13 protein-coding genes are annotated in these 14,338 nt (G+C 42.1%); 6 read left to right on the top strand and 7 right to left on the bottom strand.

The annotated features are described in order from the left end of the window. Window positions 1-41 precede the first annotated feature (41 nt). Complete coding sequence (locus QWT69_RS15175) at window positions 42-722, bottom strand: phosphoribosylaminoimidazolesuccinocarboxamide synthase (RefSeq protein WP_317967045.1); 681 nt, start codon at window positions 720-722, stop codon at window positions 42-44. Window positions 723-1,136: 414 nt separating this feature from the next. Between QWT69_RS15175 and QWT69_RS15180 the strand changes: the two genes are divergently transcribed. The 4 genes from QWT69_RS15180 to QWT69_RS15195 all read left to right on the top strand — a co-directional run bounded on the left by QWT69_RS15180 (window position 1,137) and on the right by QWT69_RS15195 (window position 4,814). Next, entirely contained in the window at window positions 1,137-1,358 is a 222-nt protein-coding gene (locus QWT69_RS15180) for a heavy-metal-associated domain-containing protein (RefSeq protein ID WP_317967047.1), read from the top strand. A gap of 14 nt (window positions 1,359-1,372) precedes the next feature. Then, the gene (locus QWT69_RS15185; protein ID WP_317967049.1) at window positions 1,373-3,262 is read left to right on the top strand and encodes a heavy metal translocating P-type ATPase; all 1,890 of its coding nucleotides are present in this window, start codon (window positions 1,373-1,375) and stop codon (window positions 3,260-3,262) included. 11 nt (window positions 3,263-3,273) lie between these two features. After that, window positions 3,274-3,975: a Crp/Fnr family transcriptional regulator gene (locus tag QWT69_RS15190; RefSeq protein WP_317967051.1), complete on the top strand. Its 702-nt coding sequence runs from the start codon at window positions 3,274-3,276 to the stop codon at window positions 3,973-3,975. A gap of 119 nt (window positions 3,976-4,094) precedes the next feature. Further along, window positions 4,095-4,814: a YebC/PmpR family DNA-binding transcriptional regulator gene (locus QWT69_RS15195; RefSeq protein ID WP_317967053.1), complete on the top strand. Its 720-nt coding sequence runs from the start codon at window positions 4,095-4,097 to the stop codon at window positions 4,812-4,814. A gap of 119 nt (window positions 4,815-4,933) precedes the next feature. Here the strand turns inward: QWT69_RS15195 and QWT69_RS15200 are convergent, their stop codons facing one another. The 6 genes from QWT69_RS15200 to pxpB form a co-directional block, all read right to left on the bottom strand. Continuing rightward, complete coding sequence (locus QWT69_RS15200) at window positions 4,934-5,134, bottom strand: cold-shock protein (protein WP_317967055.1); 201 nt, start codon at window positions 5,132-5,134, stop codon at window positions 4,934-4,936. Between the two features lie 215 nt (window positions 5,135-5,349). Then, window positions 5,350-6,258 (bottom strand): ABC transporter ATP-binding protein, encoded by a 909-nt coding sequence (locus QWT69_RS15205; RefSeq protein WP_317967057.1) that lies wholly within the window; start codon window positions 6,256-6,258, stop codon window positions 5,350-5,352. Then, window positions 6,258-8,798, bottom strand: coding sequence for a hypothetical protein (locus tag QWT69_RS15210; protein WP_317967059.1), 2,541 nt, complete (start codon window positions 8,796-8,798; stop codon window positions 6,258-6,260). Before QWT69_RS15210 ends, QWT69_RS15205 begins: the two co-directional genes overlap by 1 nt. A 251-nt stretch (window positions 8,799-9,049) precedes the next feature. Then, window positions 9,050-9,841 (bottom strand): LamB/YcsF family protein, encoded by a 792-nt coding sequence (locus tag QWT69_RS15215; RefSeq protein WP_317967061.1) that lies wholly within the window; start codon window positions 9,839-9,841, stop codon window positions 9,050-9,052. 11 nt (window positions 9,842-9,852) lie between these two features. After that, complete coding sequence (locus QWT69_RS15220; RefSeq protein WP_317967063.1) at window positions 9,853-10,848, bottom strand: 5-oxoprolinase subunit C family protein; 996 nt, start codon at window positions 10,846-10,848, stop codon at window positions 9,853-9,855. Next, complete coding sequence (pxpB, locus tag QWT69_RS15225) at window positions 10,845-11,543, bottom strand: 5-oxoprolinase subunit PxpB (protein ID WP_317967065.1); 699 nt, start codon at window positions 11,541-11,543, stop codon at window positions 10,845-10,847. The genes QWT69_RS15220 and pxpB overlap by 4 nt, the downstream gene beginning before the upstream one ends. Before the next feature lie 242 nt (window positions 11,544-11,785). On the opposite strand from pxpB, the gene dacB reads away from it, so the two are divergent. Together dacB and QWT69_RS15235 are read left to right on the top strand one after the other, a co-directional pair. Next, window positions 11,786-13,312, top strand: coding sequence for a D-alanyl-D-alanine carboxypeptidase/D-alanyl-D-alanine endopeptidase (dacB, locus tag QWT69_RS15230; RefSeq protein WP_317967067.1), 1,527 nt, complete (start codon window positions 11,786-11,788; stop codon window positions 13,310-13,312). Window positions 13,313-13,437: 125 nt separating this feature from the next. Next, window positions 13,438-14,334 carry a hypothetical protein gene (locus QWT69_RS15235; protein ID WP_317967069.1) on the top strand — a complete coding sequence of 299 codons (897 nt, stop codon included), beginning with the start codon at window positions 13,438-13,440 and terminating at the stop codon, window positions 14,332-14,334. The last annotated feature ends 4 nt before the right edge of the window (window positions 14,335-14,338 follow it).

Genomic DNA, 14,338 nt, shown 5'->3' on the forward strand with positions numbered 1-14,338 from the left:
CCATTCCTTTTTCTCGGAATGAACAACGGGGTTTCATTTGATTACCCTAGGATTAGTTTCTCTAGATCCATTGGTGAAATATATTGCCCTTCTTTATAAACACGCATATTACCGCCTGAAATTTCATCAATCAGCATGACGTTTCCTTCGCTGTCACGTCCGAACTCAAGCTTGATATCGTATAATTCAAGACCTTTAGCAGCAAGTTCGTCTTTTACGACTAATGAAATTTCTTTCGTCAACTTTTCTAGAACGACATATTCTTCATTCGTCAGAATGCCGAGTTGAGCAAGTGCGTCTTTTGAAATTGGTGGATCATTTCGGTCATCATCTTTGATCGTCACTTCAACAAACGCATCAAGAGGTTGTCCTTTTTCACAATAAGCTCCGTATCGACGCAGGAAGCTGCCGACTGCACGGAAACGGCAGATGACTTCAAGTCCCTTGCCAAAAACAGTTGCGGTCTTCACAGTCATAGACGATTCGTCGATATCCGATGCGATGAAATGTGTCGGAATCTTCTTCTCCGCCAACTTCTCAAAGAAGAATGAAGTCATGCGCAAGCCCGATTGACCTGCACCTTTAATTGTCAGTCCTACTGTGTTCGCACCCGGATCAAACACTCCGTTCTCACCCGTTACATCATCTTTAAATTTCAATAATACATTGCCATCTTCCAATTTATAAACGTCTTTCGTCTTTCCTTTATACACAAGTTCCATGCCCACGTTTCCTCTCTATTCGAAAATGTAGTGAATCAGACCACGCAGAGTCCGATTTGCCAAGTGAATTACGAAAAATCCGCTTTGCCAAGCGAATTACGAAGAATTCGCTTTGCCGTATCTCTGCGTTCTTTGCAGAGATTAAGGCAGAAGATTTTCCCTCTGCGTTCTTTGCAGAGATAAAGGCAGAAGATTTTCATTCTGCGTTTTTTGCAGAAATTAAGGCAGCCTTTAATTCCCCCATAACGCTAAGTACAGGGTCTTCAACTCGTTCTAGTTCTTCTTTCATCTATAGTATAAAGCACTTTCACTCCGATAAAAAGGGAAAACTTGATGGGGGTCAAGGTTTCATTCTGAAATCTATCTTATGATGTAGTCAAGAAGAAGAAAACAATTACATGGAGGTAGAGGAAATTGAAAAAACTCGTATTGAACTTGGAACCATTAACTTGCCCATCATGCATTAAGAAGATTGAAGGTGCATTGAAGAGACTGGACGGCATATCTGAAGCAAAAGTTTTGTTTAACTCCGGTAAAGTGCGCGCCGAGTTTGACGAAAACAAAGTCAGTGTTGAAGAAATTGCTAACACTGTTTCAGGACTTGGCTATCCAATCGTTTCACAAAAAGTCTCGTAAAGGAAGTGAAGTAGATGAATGCAAAAAGGACATCCCAAATTACGGCCATTACTGGTTTATTACTAGCAGTGGCCATCGGATTCCATTTGTATGGATTCCATGAAGGACGGCAAACCATGCTGATTGCAGCGACTATACTTGCTGGCATACCCATTGCCAGCAAGGCTTTCAAAGCATTAAAGATGAAAGCATTCAGCATCGAATTACTCGTAACCATCGCTGTTGTCGGTGCACTGTTCATCGGTGAATATGTTGAATCCGCGGCGGTCACATTCCTGTTTTTATTTGGTGCGTACTTGGAAGCACGGACACTCGAAAAGACTCGCTCTTCATTAAGAAAACTGATCGATATGGCACCACTTGAAGCGACTGTCATCCGGGATGGCGAAACACAGACCATCTCCGTCGATGATGTCATCGAAGGTGATCGTGTCGTAATTCGTTCAGGCGAGAAAGTCGCGATAGACGGACGGATCGTGACAGGTAAAGCAAGCTTGAACGAAGCAGCTATTACTGGAGAATCTGTACCTGCTTCAAAAATGATAGACGACCGGGTCTTTAGTGGAACAATCGTCGATCATGGTTTTATCGAAGTAATCGCAGAGCGTGTCGGCGACGATACGACATTTGCCCGCATTATCGAACTAGTCGAGGATGCGCAGGAATCACAATCGAAAACCGAAAAGTTTCTCGACCGTTTTGCCAATATTTACACCCCTTCAATTGTCGTTCTATCAGTACTTGTATATATCTTCACAAGAAATATTGAAATGACACTCACGTTCCTCGTCATCGCATGTCCCGGAGCACTTGTCATCTCAGCACCCGTCTCCATCGTCGCAGGCATCGGAAATGGTGCCCGAAACGGTGTCCTTATTAAAGGCGGGGACATCATGGAGAAACTTGCTAAAATCGATACAGTCGTTTTTGATAAAACCGGAACGTTAACACGCGGGAAGCCGGAAGTGACAGACATTCATTCAATCGAAATCGAACGAACTGACCTCCTTCGCCTTGTCGCAGAAGCTGAAACGATTTCCGAACACCATCTTGGGCAAACAATTGTTAAAGAAGCGAAAAAGCAAGGGTTGCAATTACTCAGCGAACCTCAAAACGTAGAAGTCATTAAAGGGAATGGAATTCAGGCGACAATCGATGGAAAAGTCCTAACAGTTGGCAATCGAAAATTGATGGACGCGAAGGATATCCTGATTGACTCAGAAATGGAAGCGTACGCAACTGCGCGTGAAAAAGAGGGAAATACAGCTATCTTCGCAAGCATCAACGGCAAAATCTCAGGCATTCTGTCAATCGCTGATCAGATTCGTCCGGAAGCAAAAAAAGCTCTTCGAGAACTTCGGGCAAGTGGCGTCAGACAGATCATTATGCTGACAGGCGACAACCGGCACACCGCTGAACTTGTCGGCGCACAATTAGGGTTAGATCAAGTCTATGCGGAACTCTTACCGGAAGAGAAAGTTGCGATGATTAAACAACTAAAAGCTGCAGGACACCGTGTCGCAATGGCAGGCGACGGCATTAATGATGCACCCGCAATTGCCACTGCAGATATCGGCTTAGCGATGGGTGAAGGCGGTACGGATATTTCGATGGAAACAGCTGATATCGTTCTGATGGCAGATCGACTCGATCAATTCTCACATGCCTACTCATTAGCGAAAGCAACAGTGCGTAATATGAAACAAAACACATTTTTCGCTGTCGGCACAGTCGCATTATTATTGACAGGCGTGCTGCTCGGTAAAGTGTTTCTCGCCTCTGGCATGCTCATCCATGAGCTAAGCGTCTTACTCGTTATTTTGAACGCTATCCGGTTAATCCGCTATACTAAGAGAAAGTCGTTCAATCAACGCAAGATCAAATTCGATCTACAAGCGCAATAGGAGTGAGGAAGATGACTACAGAACACTGCGGACATGGCGATGAGAATAAGGAGATGCAGAAACTTTGCATCTCAATCGTTCCAATCTTCAACCATTTAACGATTTCTGAGATGAATGAAATCGTTAAGCAAACACATTCTGCAAGCCATGCACGAGGTCATACAATTTACCGTGCAGGTGACCCGTCTGATGGTTTGTATATTGTCCATAAAGGACGGGTAAAAATTTATCGTTTATCCGAAAATGGGAAAGAACAATTGGTGCGTATTTTGGAACCTGGTGATTTCACAGGGGAACTTTCGTTGTTCAATGAGTCTGTGCATGATGCTTATGCTGAAACGATGCAGTCAACAGAGCTATGCGTTATGAACCGGGTAGATTTCCAGTCCTTTTTATTGAAATATCCGGCAATCGGATTGAAAGTGATGGGCGAATTTGCGAACCGTTTAGCAGATTCAGAAAAACAGACTGCACGAATCGCGCTTGAAACAACGGAAACGAGAATCGCCATGTACTTAGCTGATCTATCGGAAGAAGGAAATTCAGACGATATCAAATTGCCAATGACACGAAAAGACTTGGCATCGCATATTGGAACTTCTCCTGAAACAATCAGCCGGAAACTTGCGGAATTCGAAGAGTCGGGATGGATCCGACAAATTGGTCAGCGAGATATTAAGATTTTGGATTTGGATGCACTATTATTAATTTAATCAGGATAAATAGCACTTTCTAATTCCATTTTCAGGATTATCGACTTGTCAGCGTTCATGCAATGGGTGTATAATAACTCGATGAAATCAATGCACAGAGCGAAAGCGAGTGAGTGGAAATGGGTCGTAAATGGAATAATATTAAAGAGAAAAAGGCTTCGAAGGATGCGAATACAAGTGCGATATACGCAAAATTCGGTCGTGAATTATATGTAGTGGCAAAACAAGGTGACCCTGATCCTGAATTGAATCAGGCATTACGAATGGTAATTGAACGCGCGAAAACGTACAACGTACCAAGAGCCATCATTGACCGTGCGATTGAAAAGGCAAAAGGCGGCGGCGAAGAGAACTATGACGAGCTACGGTACGAAGGATTTGGTCCGAACGGTTCGATGGTTATCGTCGATGCATTGACAAACAATGTTAATCGTACCGCTTCTGAAGTTCGTGCAGCATTCGGTAAAAACGGTGGAAACATGGGTGTGAGTGGTTCCGTTGCTTACATGTTTGACGCTACGGCTGTATTCGGCTTTTCAGGAAAAACCGCTGATGAAGTGTTGGAGCTCATGATGGAAGAAGAGATTGAGGTTCGTGATATTCTTGAAGAAGATGAGACAGTGATTGTTTATGCAGAACCTGATCAATTCCACGCTGTGCAAGAAGCATTGGCAAGTGCAGGTATAACGGAATTTTCCGTTGCTGAATTGACGATGCTTGCACAGAACGAAATCGAATTGGATGCTGACGCACAAGCACAATTTGAAAAGATGATTGTCGCGTTAGATGATCTCGAAGACGTCCAGCAAGTTCATCATAATGTGGAGTTAGGAGAATAAATTCCTTTTCACAAAAATAAGACCGCCTATTCACTTGCGAATAGGTGGTCTTATTTTCTGTTTGATATAATTGTACATACAAAAAAGACCCTACAAGTAGGGTCTTTTTTAGTTGACAATTAAGCTTTTTGAACGTTTGTAGCTTGTAGGCCACGTTGTCCTTGCTCAATGTCAAAAGTTACGCTTTGACCTTCGTCTAAAGATTTGAAGCCATCGCTCTGGATTGCTGAGAAGTGTACGAATACGTCTTCCCCTTCTTGACGTTCGATGAAGCCAAAACCTTTTTCTGCGTTAAACCATTTTACTGTACCTTGTTCCATGTTTGTTTCCTCCTAGTGTGTCTATCCACACAATGTTACTATCCTTGCTCAAATACCTTAGATGAAGATCAAAAAAATTCTTAATCTGAAAGAACAAAAATAACTCTTACTTAGAATAACACCTATTTATTGAAATTGCAACCGAAATGATTCTTTTATTTAAATTTATTGTCAACATCTAAAATCATTGCTTGGCAAAGTTGGATTATCGCTGTCTATTCTTCAAACTCTTTCTTTGATGTCTCGGCATTCAAGCCGTAAAAGTCCATATAGATCTTTTCCAGATTAGCATCGCTTTGTTGGACACGTACGATCTTCGAGCCTTTCTTTAGTAACCACTCCAAATACATCTCTACCGCGTGTGTAGACGCTGTCAGTAAACCATTTTCGGTTTCGTTGAAAGGCAATGTGCTGTTCGACATGATTTGATTCAATGTACATCCTTCTGGAAGTATTACTTCAATCTCATACGGCATGTTGCCATCCAGCTCAATAGTTGCCTTGAATAGTTTTCCTTCTTTAATAAACCAAATCGTTTTAGTCAGGTCTTCCAATATATCTAGATTGTGGGTTGAGACAAGTATGCTGATCCCCTCCGCACTTAATGTACGAATCAATTGCTTCAATTCAATTGTACTCGTTGGATCCAAGCCATTAAACGGTTCATCCATTAAAATGACAAGTGGCTTTGTCAGGATGCAAAGAGCCGTCAACAAATGTTGCCGCATACCATAGGAATATGATTTGACGGGTTGGTTCACATAAGAACGGATTCCTATCTTATCGACCACTTCATCAATATCCTGTTGCTCAAGTCCATAAATATTCGCTATAAATGCTAAATGGTCATGTCCTGTCAGTTGCATATATAAGTAATTGTCGCTCGGTAAGAAAGAAACATATTTAAAAAAGTCGGGATTTTGATTTGAAACGCCCTGCACCGTTACAGAACCTTGTTCCACCTCTTCCAAAGCTAGCATGGAACGCATAAGCGTAGACTTTCCAGCACCGTTTGGGCCAACGAGACCAATTACTTCCCCTTTTGGGATTTCAAATGAAATTCCTTGCAGCACTTTACGTTTCCCGTATTTCTTCGTTAGTTGATTGACTGTCAATACCGACATTACGACACCTTCTTTCTCACTTGTATAAGGCCCGCGAGGAATAGTATGAATCCACTGGCTAGCAAAACAAGAGAACCGTTCATGACGTTTACATAGTTTGAACTTGTGACAATCGACTTCCAACCATCAACGACATTCCATGTATCCAAATATAAGAATGGATTCAAATAGCTAAATGGCATTTCGGGAAATTGGTTTGCAATTAAGTACCCCATAATCGTTACAATAATGACTGCAATGATTGTCATGTACTGATTCTTCATCCATCTGCCAACAAAACTGAAAACGCCATTTAAGAAAAACAGTTGTGCCCCAACGAGCAGCAAAGCTTTCAAGATCATGGAACCTAGACTTTCAAAGAAAAAGTAGGCGTCATTCATGTAGGCATAAAACATTCCATCGCTTTCGATATCTTCTGCCATTTCACCATCTGACGGAAGGGTCAATGAAAAAGCGCTATCGTATTCCGAATTTGCATATGCCACAATCGGGTAATCAGGTTCACCAATGCCGCCAATGAGTGAGCTGAAAACGAATGCAAGAACTCCACATATTAGAAGTAATCCATAGGCAACAATCAGATTGTACACCCATTTGCTACTATAAATCGCTCGATAACGAAGTGGTTTAGTTATCAAGAAACGAATAGACGACTGCGGTTCTTGCTCTGTCGACATACTAGTCCATAAAAGGAGCACAAAGACACCCAAAACAGGCCATGCAATATTCCAATCGAAGATTTTATATATAGTAAAAAATCCGGTATTTCCATACTTCGTATTTCGTTCTTGTGTGTTTTTTAGCACTTGAGCGTGTTCGACACTAACCGCCATACGCGGATCATCAAATTTAGAAACCCAACTATCGCCAAGTGACCACGGTTTAATTCCCTTCTCAAGTAGAATGTTTCGTTGCTCTTCTGTTGCCATAACAGAAACACTCCAAAGCGATCGATCCATCTCTTTATAGGAAGTATTTGTAGATAATTTCTCCAAGACCTCATTTAAAAGGTCTGGGAAATTAGGTGATTCTGCTTTCTTTTTCAAGGCTTCCAAAGTTTCAAGTGCTTGTACCGTTTCTTCAACGTAAACTGAATAAGGATTCTCTTCCTGTTCTTCTGCTGTTGCATCTTCTGTATCATTATGAGAAGCAGACTCAACTCCAGTTGAAACTTCATCCTCCAACAACTTCCAAGATATTTGTGATTTCATATAGAAGTTTTGCAGTTCTTCAATTGCTTTCAATGTTTTTTCATTCAGCGTTTGGTTCTGCTGATTTAAGAAAACAGACGTGCCACAGAGAATCCCCAGTACTAGAAGTGCTGTAATCATCACATGCTTTTTTCGTTTCTTTTTTAAGTGTTCAAATTGCAGAAGCTTTCCGAATCGGCGAGGATGATATTGTTTCCCTACAGTTGAAGTGGTTGGAGCCCTCCAGACTAGTTTTTCCGAATTAAATAACGGATAAGCCAAACCTAAACAGCTAATGAGTACTATCGTCATTCCGGCTAAATAGAAGACAAACTTATTTGTCGTTAGCAGTGATGCTTCAAATGCTGTAATTAAGTGGATAGGATTCATCATATGAAAGCCGAATTGATTTGAAATAATATATGCGATCGCAAGGGGTATAAGTAAAACCGCCATCAGAATACCAACAGGAAGCTTTTGTTTAAAGAAAACAGCTGCCATTAAAAGAAGCAAAGAAACAAATATCCCCCACCCAAGCGGAAGGAAGATAAGCCATTTCCATACAGGCACCATCAACGTCTCTGCCCCTACGATTACTTCTATAGGATAATAAATCGTTTTGAGATTTCCTGTTAGAATTGGTGGCAACATGGATAATGTAGTTGCGATAAAAATATAGACGAGCAAATACATATAAATAGACACTAGGTACCCATAATAGACAGCGGGATTCGATAGCGAATTCACTTTAAAGAAGTCGAATGTGCCATTTTCCTCATCAGCTCTATATTTGTAGCTAAATATAAGGAAAAAGAGAAATGCGGTTATAGGATTGAATAAGAATTGAAATAGTTGCTTGGAAAACAATGCGGTTTTATAGGGATTTTTTTGTTCAGTGAAAGAAAGTTGATGTTTGAATAGTGCCTCGGCTTTTTTTCGTTCGATTTCTAAAATATCGTAGTTGTAGTATTCAATAATATTATACTTTTTATAGTCTTTGTACTCGTCGATGTACGCAAGAAGATTACCAGCAATGTTTAAATTATCTTCCGCTATATTTTGTGAAATTAACTTCAGATACTCTTCCTGTAAAAGCAAGCTATCTAAAGCATTTTGCTGATCCTCGGGAAGCCCAACTTGTCTCTTTTTATTTAAAATTTTCCCTATTAAATCATTGATCGTAGCTACCCTGTCATCAATACTCTCTTGTAATTCCTCCTGCGTGGTGTCGGGTCGAGTAGCATTAATGAGTAGCAGCATCGAGACTAAGACAGCTATAGCAACCGGAATAAAAATCATGTATTTACTTTTGACAATCCCTTTACTAACAAAGCCGATAACTTTATTCACTCATTCCGCCCCCATAACGAACTTATGTATATGCCATATGCAATTTCAGGCATTTTGAATAGCGTATAGTTAAATTCAAGCGGCACCATATATTGATTAGTAAAGTCCGTAAAGAATTAATAAATTTCAGGTTGTCGTTCAATATTTTTTCAGTTCAATTATTCCATTAATTACGTATATAGTCCAGACTAATTTTTCCACAAATCAGGTGAATTCAAGAACATCTGAAGTAAAGCAACTAAAATAATTCTTTACTCTTTCAAATTATAGGGCGATACACACTTCCCAATCCGCTGCACTTCAATTCCTTCACTCCGCAAAGCTACAGGTATCACTTTCGCAAATTCCAGCGCTGTCTTACCATCCCCATGAATACAGATTGTGTCCGCTTTGATCGCGACAACCGTCCCATCTGTCGCGGTGACGTTCCCTTCCTTCACCATTCTAACGATTTGATGGATCGCAGCTTCATGATTGGTTATCAATGCATTCGGCTCTCTGCGTGGTGTCAATGTTCCATCGGATTGGTACGTTCGATCCGCAAACACTTCATTCGCAACTTTTAACCCCATACGTTCTCCCGCTTTCACAAGTTCACTGCCCGCGAGACCGAAGAGCATCAATTCCGGGTTGACTTTGTACACGGCTTCCGCAATCGATTCAGCGAGTTCCCTACTTTTCGCCGCCATATTATAGAGCGCACCATGGGGCTTCACATGTTGCAATCGTCCACCTTCTGCCCGGACAAAAGCTGATAATGCACCAATTTGGTACATAACGAGATCAAATGTCTCCTCAGTAGATATCGCCATTTCACGACGTCCGAATCCGCTTAAGTCTTGCAGTCCTGGGTGTGCACCGATCGCGACATTTTTTTCGAGAGCCATGCGAACGGTCTTTCGCATTGTTGTCGGATCTCCTGCATGGAAACCGCATGCGATATTTGCGGACGTAATTGTCTTCAGTATTTCTTCATCATTCCCTATTGTGTATGCCCCAAAGCTCTCGCCCATATCGCAATTCAAATCTACTTTGTATGTCATTGCGCTCAGTCCTATCTGAATTTAGTTAAAATCGCCGCTCGCAGTTCCTTCAAATTCTTTTCTTGTATGGCCATCAGTTTTTGCGACTCCGTAATTGTTACTTCATTGAACGTCAGTTGGTCGCCGGCTTTTGCTTGCGCCAGCTTCGTAAAGTTAATAGAAGAGATTTGTCCGATTTTCGGATATCCGCCTGTCGTCTGCCGATCTGCAGCGAGAATTATTGGATTCCCATCTGCCGGCACTTGAATGGAACCATATGTAACTGCTTCTGAAATCATTTCAGTTTGTTTCTTTAACGTTAATGAAGGTCCATTGATGCGATAGCCCATTCTGTCCGATAAGGAGCTGACGGTGAATGATTTATTCCAAAAATCATTTTGGCTCTGTTCGTCAAACAAATCATATTGTCTTCCCCGCATGACACGGATGACATATCGATTCGATAGATTTGGCAATAACGTGGTTGCAATTTGCCAGTCTGGCGCACGAAATGAAGCCTCCTGCGTTTTTAGCCGTTGTTTGATACTAGCAGGGATGCCTGTTGAATTAGCAATCGGCAGGACATCTCCTTTTCGTAATGCCCTTCCTTCCAAACCGCCAATCTTTGCTTTCACATACGTAGATCGGCTATTCATAACGACAGGCACATCAATTCCTCCTGCTATCGCTAAATACGCTCTACTTCCTGCAACAGCTGCTCCGAATGCAAGTTCACTTCCTTTGCGAATGAAAACCGGTTTCCACGCCGGGACAGGAACGCCTGCAATTTTCGGTTGTAAATTCCCGCCACATATCGAAATGACAGCGTCTTGCTCGAATAATAGACGAGGCCCAACGAGCGACATTTCGACTGTGGCTTCCTGCCCTTCATTGCCAACTAGAAAATTTGCTACCCGGTGAGAGAACGGATCCATGGCGCCACCTACAACGACACCGAATTTCTGATAACCTGTTCTGCCTGCATCTTGAATCGTATCTTGAAGGCCAGGCTTCATGACTGTAATCACTCCACCCCACCTCTCATCTCTTTGTATTGCTCAAGCGTGATTTCGTAAAATCGGATTCGATCCCCTGCGGTCAATAAACTTGGCGGATCTGTATTCGGTAGGAACAATTCAAGCGGCGTCCTGCCAATGAGTTGCCAGCCTCCCGGTGATTCAATCGGATAGACCCCTGTCTGCAAGCCTGCAATTCCAACTGTTCGAGAAGGAATTTGTAGCCGAGGCGTTTCTCTTCTAGGCGCTGCAATCTTCTCGGACATTCCACCAATGAACGGAAAGCCTGGTGCGAAGCCTATCATATGTACGGTATACTCGCCGGAAGTATGGATGCAAATGACTTCTTCACGCGTCAATCCATTATGTGCAGCGACGAAATCGATGTCAGAACCATGATCATCTCCATACAACACAGGAATTTTTACGACTCTTTGCTCACGAACGGAAACCTCATTCATGTTCTCGAGCAATTCCCGAATGCACGTACAAACAAAGTCATATGGATTCTTTTCATTAAACCCTTTAACGGAATAGACAACGGTAACGGTCGTATAAGCAGGAATGTACTCAATCAGCCACGCCGGCTTCAACTCTTCTAATCGCGCAATAATCCTATTCACTATTTTCTCAGCAGCAGGACTGATTTCCGTTCCCACCTCAATTAGTACAGCTTGGTCACCAACTGGAAACAAGTTGTATCTCATGCCGCTACCACTTCCCTACCGTAAAATTCTTTATCAATTAATGAATATTCTACATTATTCTACAAGTTCCTCAAACTATTGTTTTACATTTTCGAGCATTCCATTGCATAAACTACTAAGGAATATCTATATACTTCAATAGTCAAAACGTTTCAATTAAGAATTTTCTGCATTTACGTCTACTTAAACGTAATGTGATGAAGTACAATCAATCTAAATGATGAAAGGGTGTGCGCTATTTTATGAAGCAGCAACATGTACTCAAAAGAGCTTTCTTAGCAACATCGATTGCTTTGATTGCATTATTTCCTGTGGCACACGAAAGTACAATCACACCAGTTATAGCCGCGGCCGGAAACACACCTCCCGTAACGTCCATTGAATCGACATCATTAGAGAAAAAACTACAAGCCATTTTAAACGATCCAAAGTTACAAGGAGGCATTACAGGCGTTAGTGTGAGAAAAGCGGCAACGGGGGAATCGATTTATTCGCATTTCGGCGATATCCGATTACGTCCCGCTTCTAATATGAAATTGCTGACCGGGACGACTGCAATGGATGTATTAGGGCCAGACTATCAGTTTTCCACTGAAGTTCTGACGGATGGGCAAGTCAAAGGGAAAATGCTTCATGGTAATTTATTCATAAAAGGAAAAGGCGATCCGACTTTAGTTAAAGAAGATTTGGATCAGTTCGCCCATACGTTAAAAGAGAAAGGCATTCAAAAAATCAACGGTCATTTAATAGCGGATGACAGTTGGTATGACAATGTCCGGTACTCCCAAGACTTGAATTGGTCAGATGAACATAATTATGTCGGTGCCCAAGTATCCGCCCTGACACTTTCGCCAAACGATGACTACGACGCTGGGACAGTTATTGTTGAAGTGAACGCAGGCAACAAGGCAGGAGATCTTCCGAAAGTGTCTGTCACACCTTCGACCGACTACGTCGAAATTGTCAACCGCGCTACAACTGTTTCAAAAGGTTCAACAAAAAGCATTTCGATTGAACGCGAGCACGGAACGAATCGAATTGTCATAGAAGGGAAAATGCCTCTTGAAGCAACAAGTTCTCGTTCATGGGCTGCAGTCTGGGAACCAACAGAGCTCGTTCTCGATGTCTTTAAAAAGGCATTGGAAGCACAAGGCATCCAGTTCGTCGGTAATCATGCTGCAAAAACAGGCATCACACCCAAAAACGCAACAGTTCTAACAACAAAAAAATCTATGCCACTTAGAGATCTTTTCATTCCATTCATGAAGCTTAGCAATAATGGGCATGCAGAGACACTTGTAAAAGAGATAGGAAAAGTTGAAAAAGGCGAAGGTAGTTGGGATGCCGGTCTTGAAGTGATGAAGACGAAACTGAAGGAATTCGGCGTAAACACAGATACGGTTGTCCTTCGCGACGGTTCGGGCATGTCGCACAAAAATCTCGTGTCAGCCGATGAATTCACGAAGCTGTTGTATAACGTACAAGACAAAAGTTGGTTCCCCACTTTTGAAGCATCGCTGCCAATTGCAGGTGAACCTGATCGGATGGTCGGTGGTACGCTCCGTAACCGAATGGATCAAGGCCTAACAATCGGAAACGTCAAAGCGAAAACCGGCTCCATCACAGGCGTCTCCACCCTCTCAGGTTATGTAACAGCGAAAGACGGGACGGAATTGGTCTTCTCTGTATTGATCAATAACTACGTCACTGGACCCGTTACACCGATTGAAGATGCAATTGCGACCGTTCTTGCAGAGCATGAATTTTAATAAACATCTAGCATGAAGGCATCCAACAGATACAATGGATGCCTTTATTTTTGTAAATAAAGGATTCACTTCTGACAATAGCGAATTATACGTTAGCAATCAATTTCAGGAAGGTAGTGAAGACAGTGGATAATACATTTACAGAACAATTCAAAAAAGCAATCACATTTCTCACATCAAAGTCGCGACCGTTGGAAGCGGCACTTTATAAATTTGAATTCGAGGATGGCAGTCGCGATCAAGTACTACATGAGCTAAAGGTATATCAAAATGAAGACGGTGGATTTGGAAATGGATTGGAAGCAGATTTCCGTTGCGAAGCCTCTTCAGCACTCGCAACGACTATTGGATTACAGCATCTGATTCGTGTTGGTGCAGATGAATCGGATCCAATGGTACAAAAAGCGATTCAGTACGCATTACATACATTTGATAATGACAAAATGGGCTGGGAGATTGTCCCGAAGGAAGTGGAATCAGCACCACGCGCCATCTGGTGGAATTATGGAGGGGATTGGCCTTGGGGAAATCCAAGCGCAGAAATGACTGGATTGCTTCATCATTATAAAGGGCTAGTGCCTACTGATTTCCTTAGTAAATTGACAGCTCACGCAGTTACATATATTCACCAACTTGAAACGAATGACCATCATGAATTGCAATGCTTGGTCAAATTAATGAAGGAATTACCTGCTGAGGACAAAGGGAAAGTTTCCGATAAAGTACGCGAAATTGCTCGGAACAGTGTGACGACAGATCCGGAAAAATGGCATGGTTATTGTCTGCTTCCCCTCCAAGTCGCATCATCACCAGATTCATTTTTATATGCAGATTTCAAAGATATCATCCCTGCAAACCTCCAGCATCTGCTAGACACTCAAGCTGAAGATGGCAGTTGGAAACCGACATGGGCATGGGGACAATTTGAAGAAGAATGGGAAGCTGCAAAGCAGGAATGGAGCGGCGTGTTGACTCTCGAAAATGTAAGGGTGCTTCATGCCTATCATAAAGGAGCGTTATAACAAA

It is taken from the genome of Sporosarcina oncorhynchi, assembly GCF_033304615.1.
GTDB lineage: Bacteria > Bacillota > Bacilli > Bacillales_A > Planococcaceae > Sporosarcina > Sporosarcina oncorhynchi.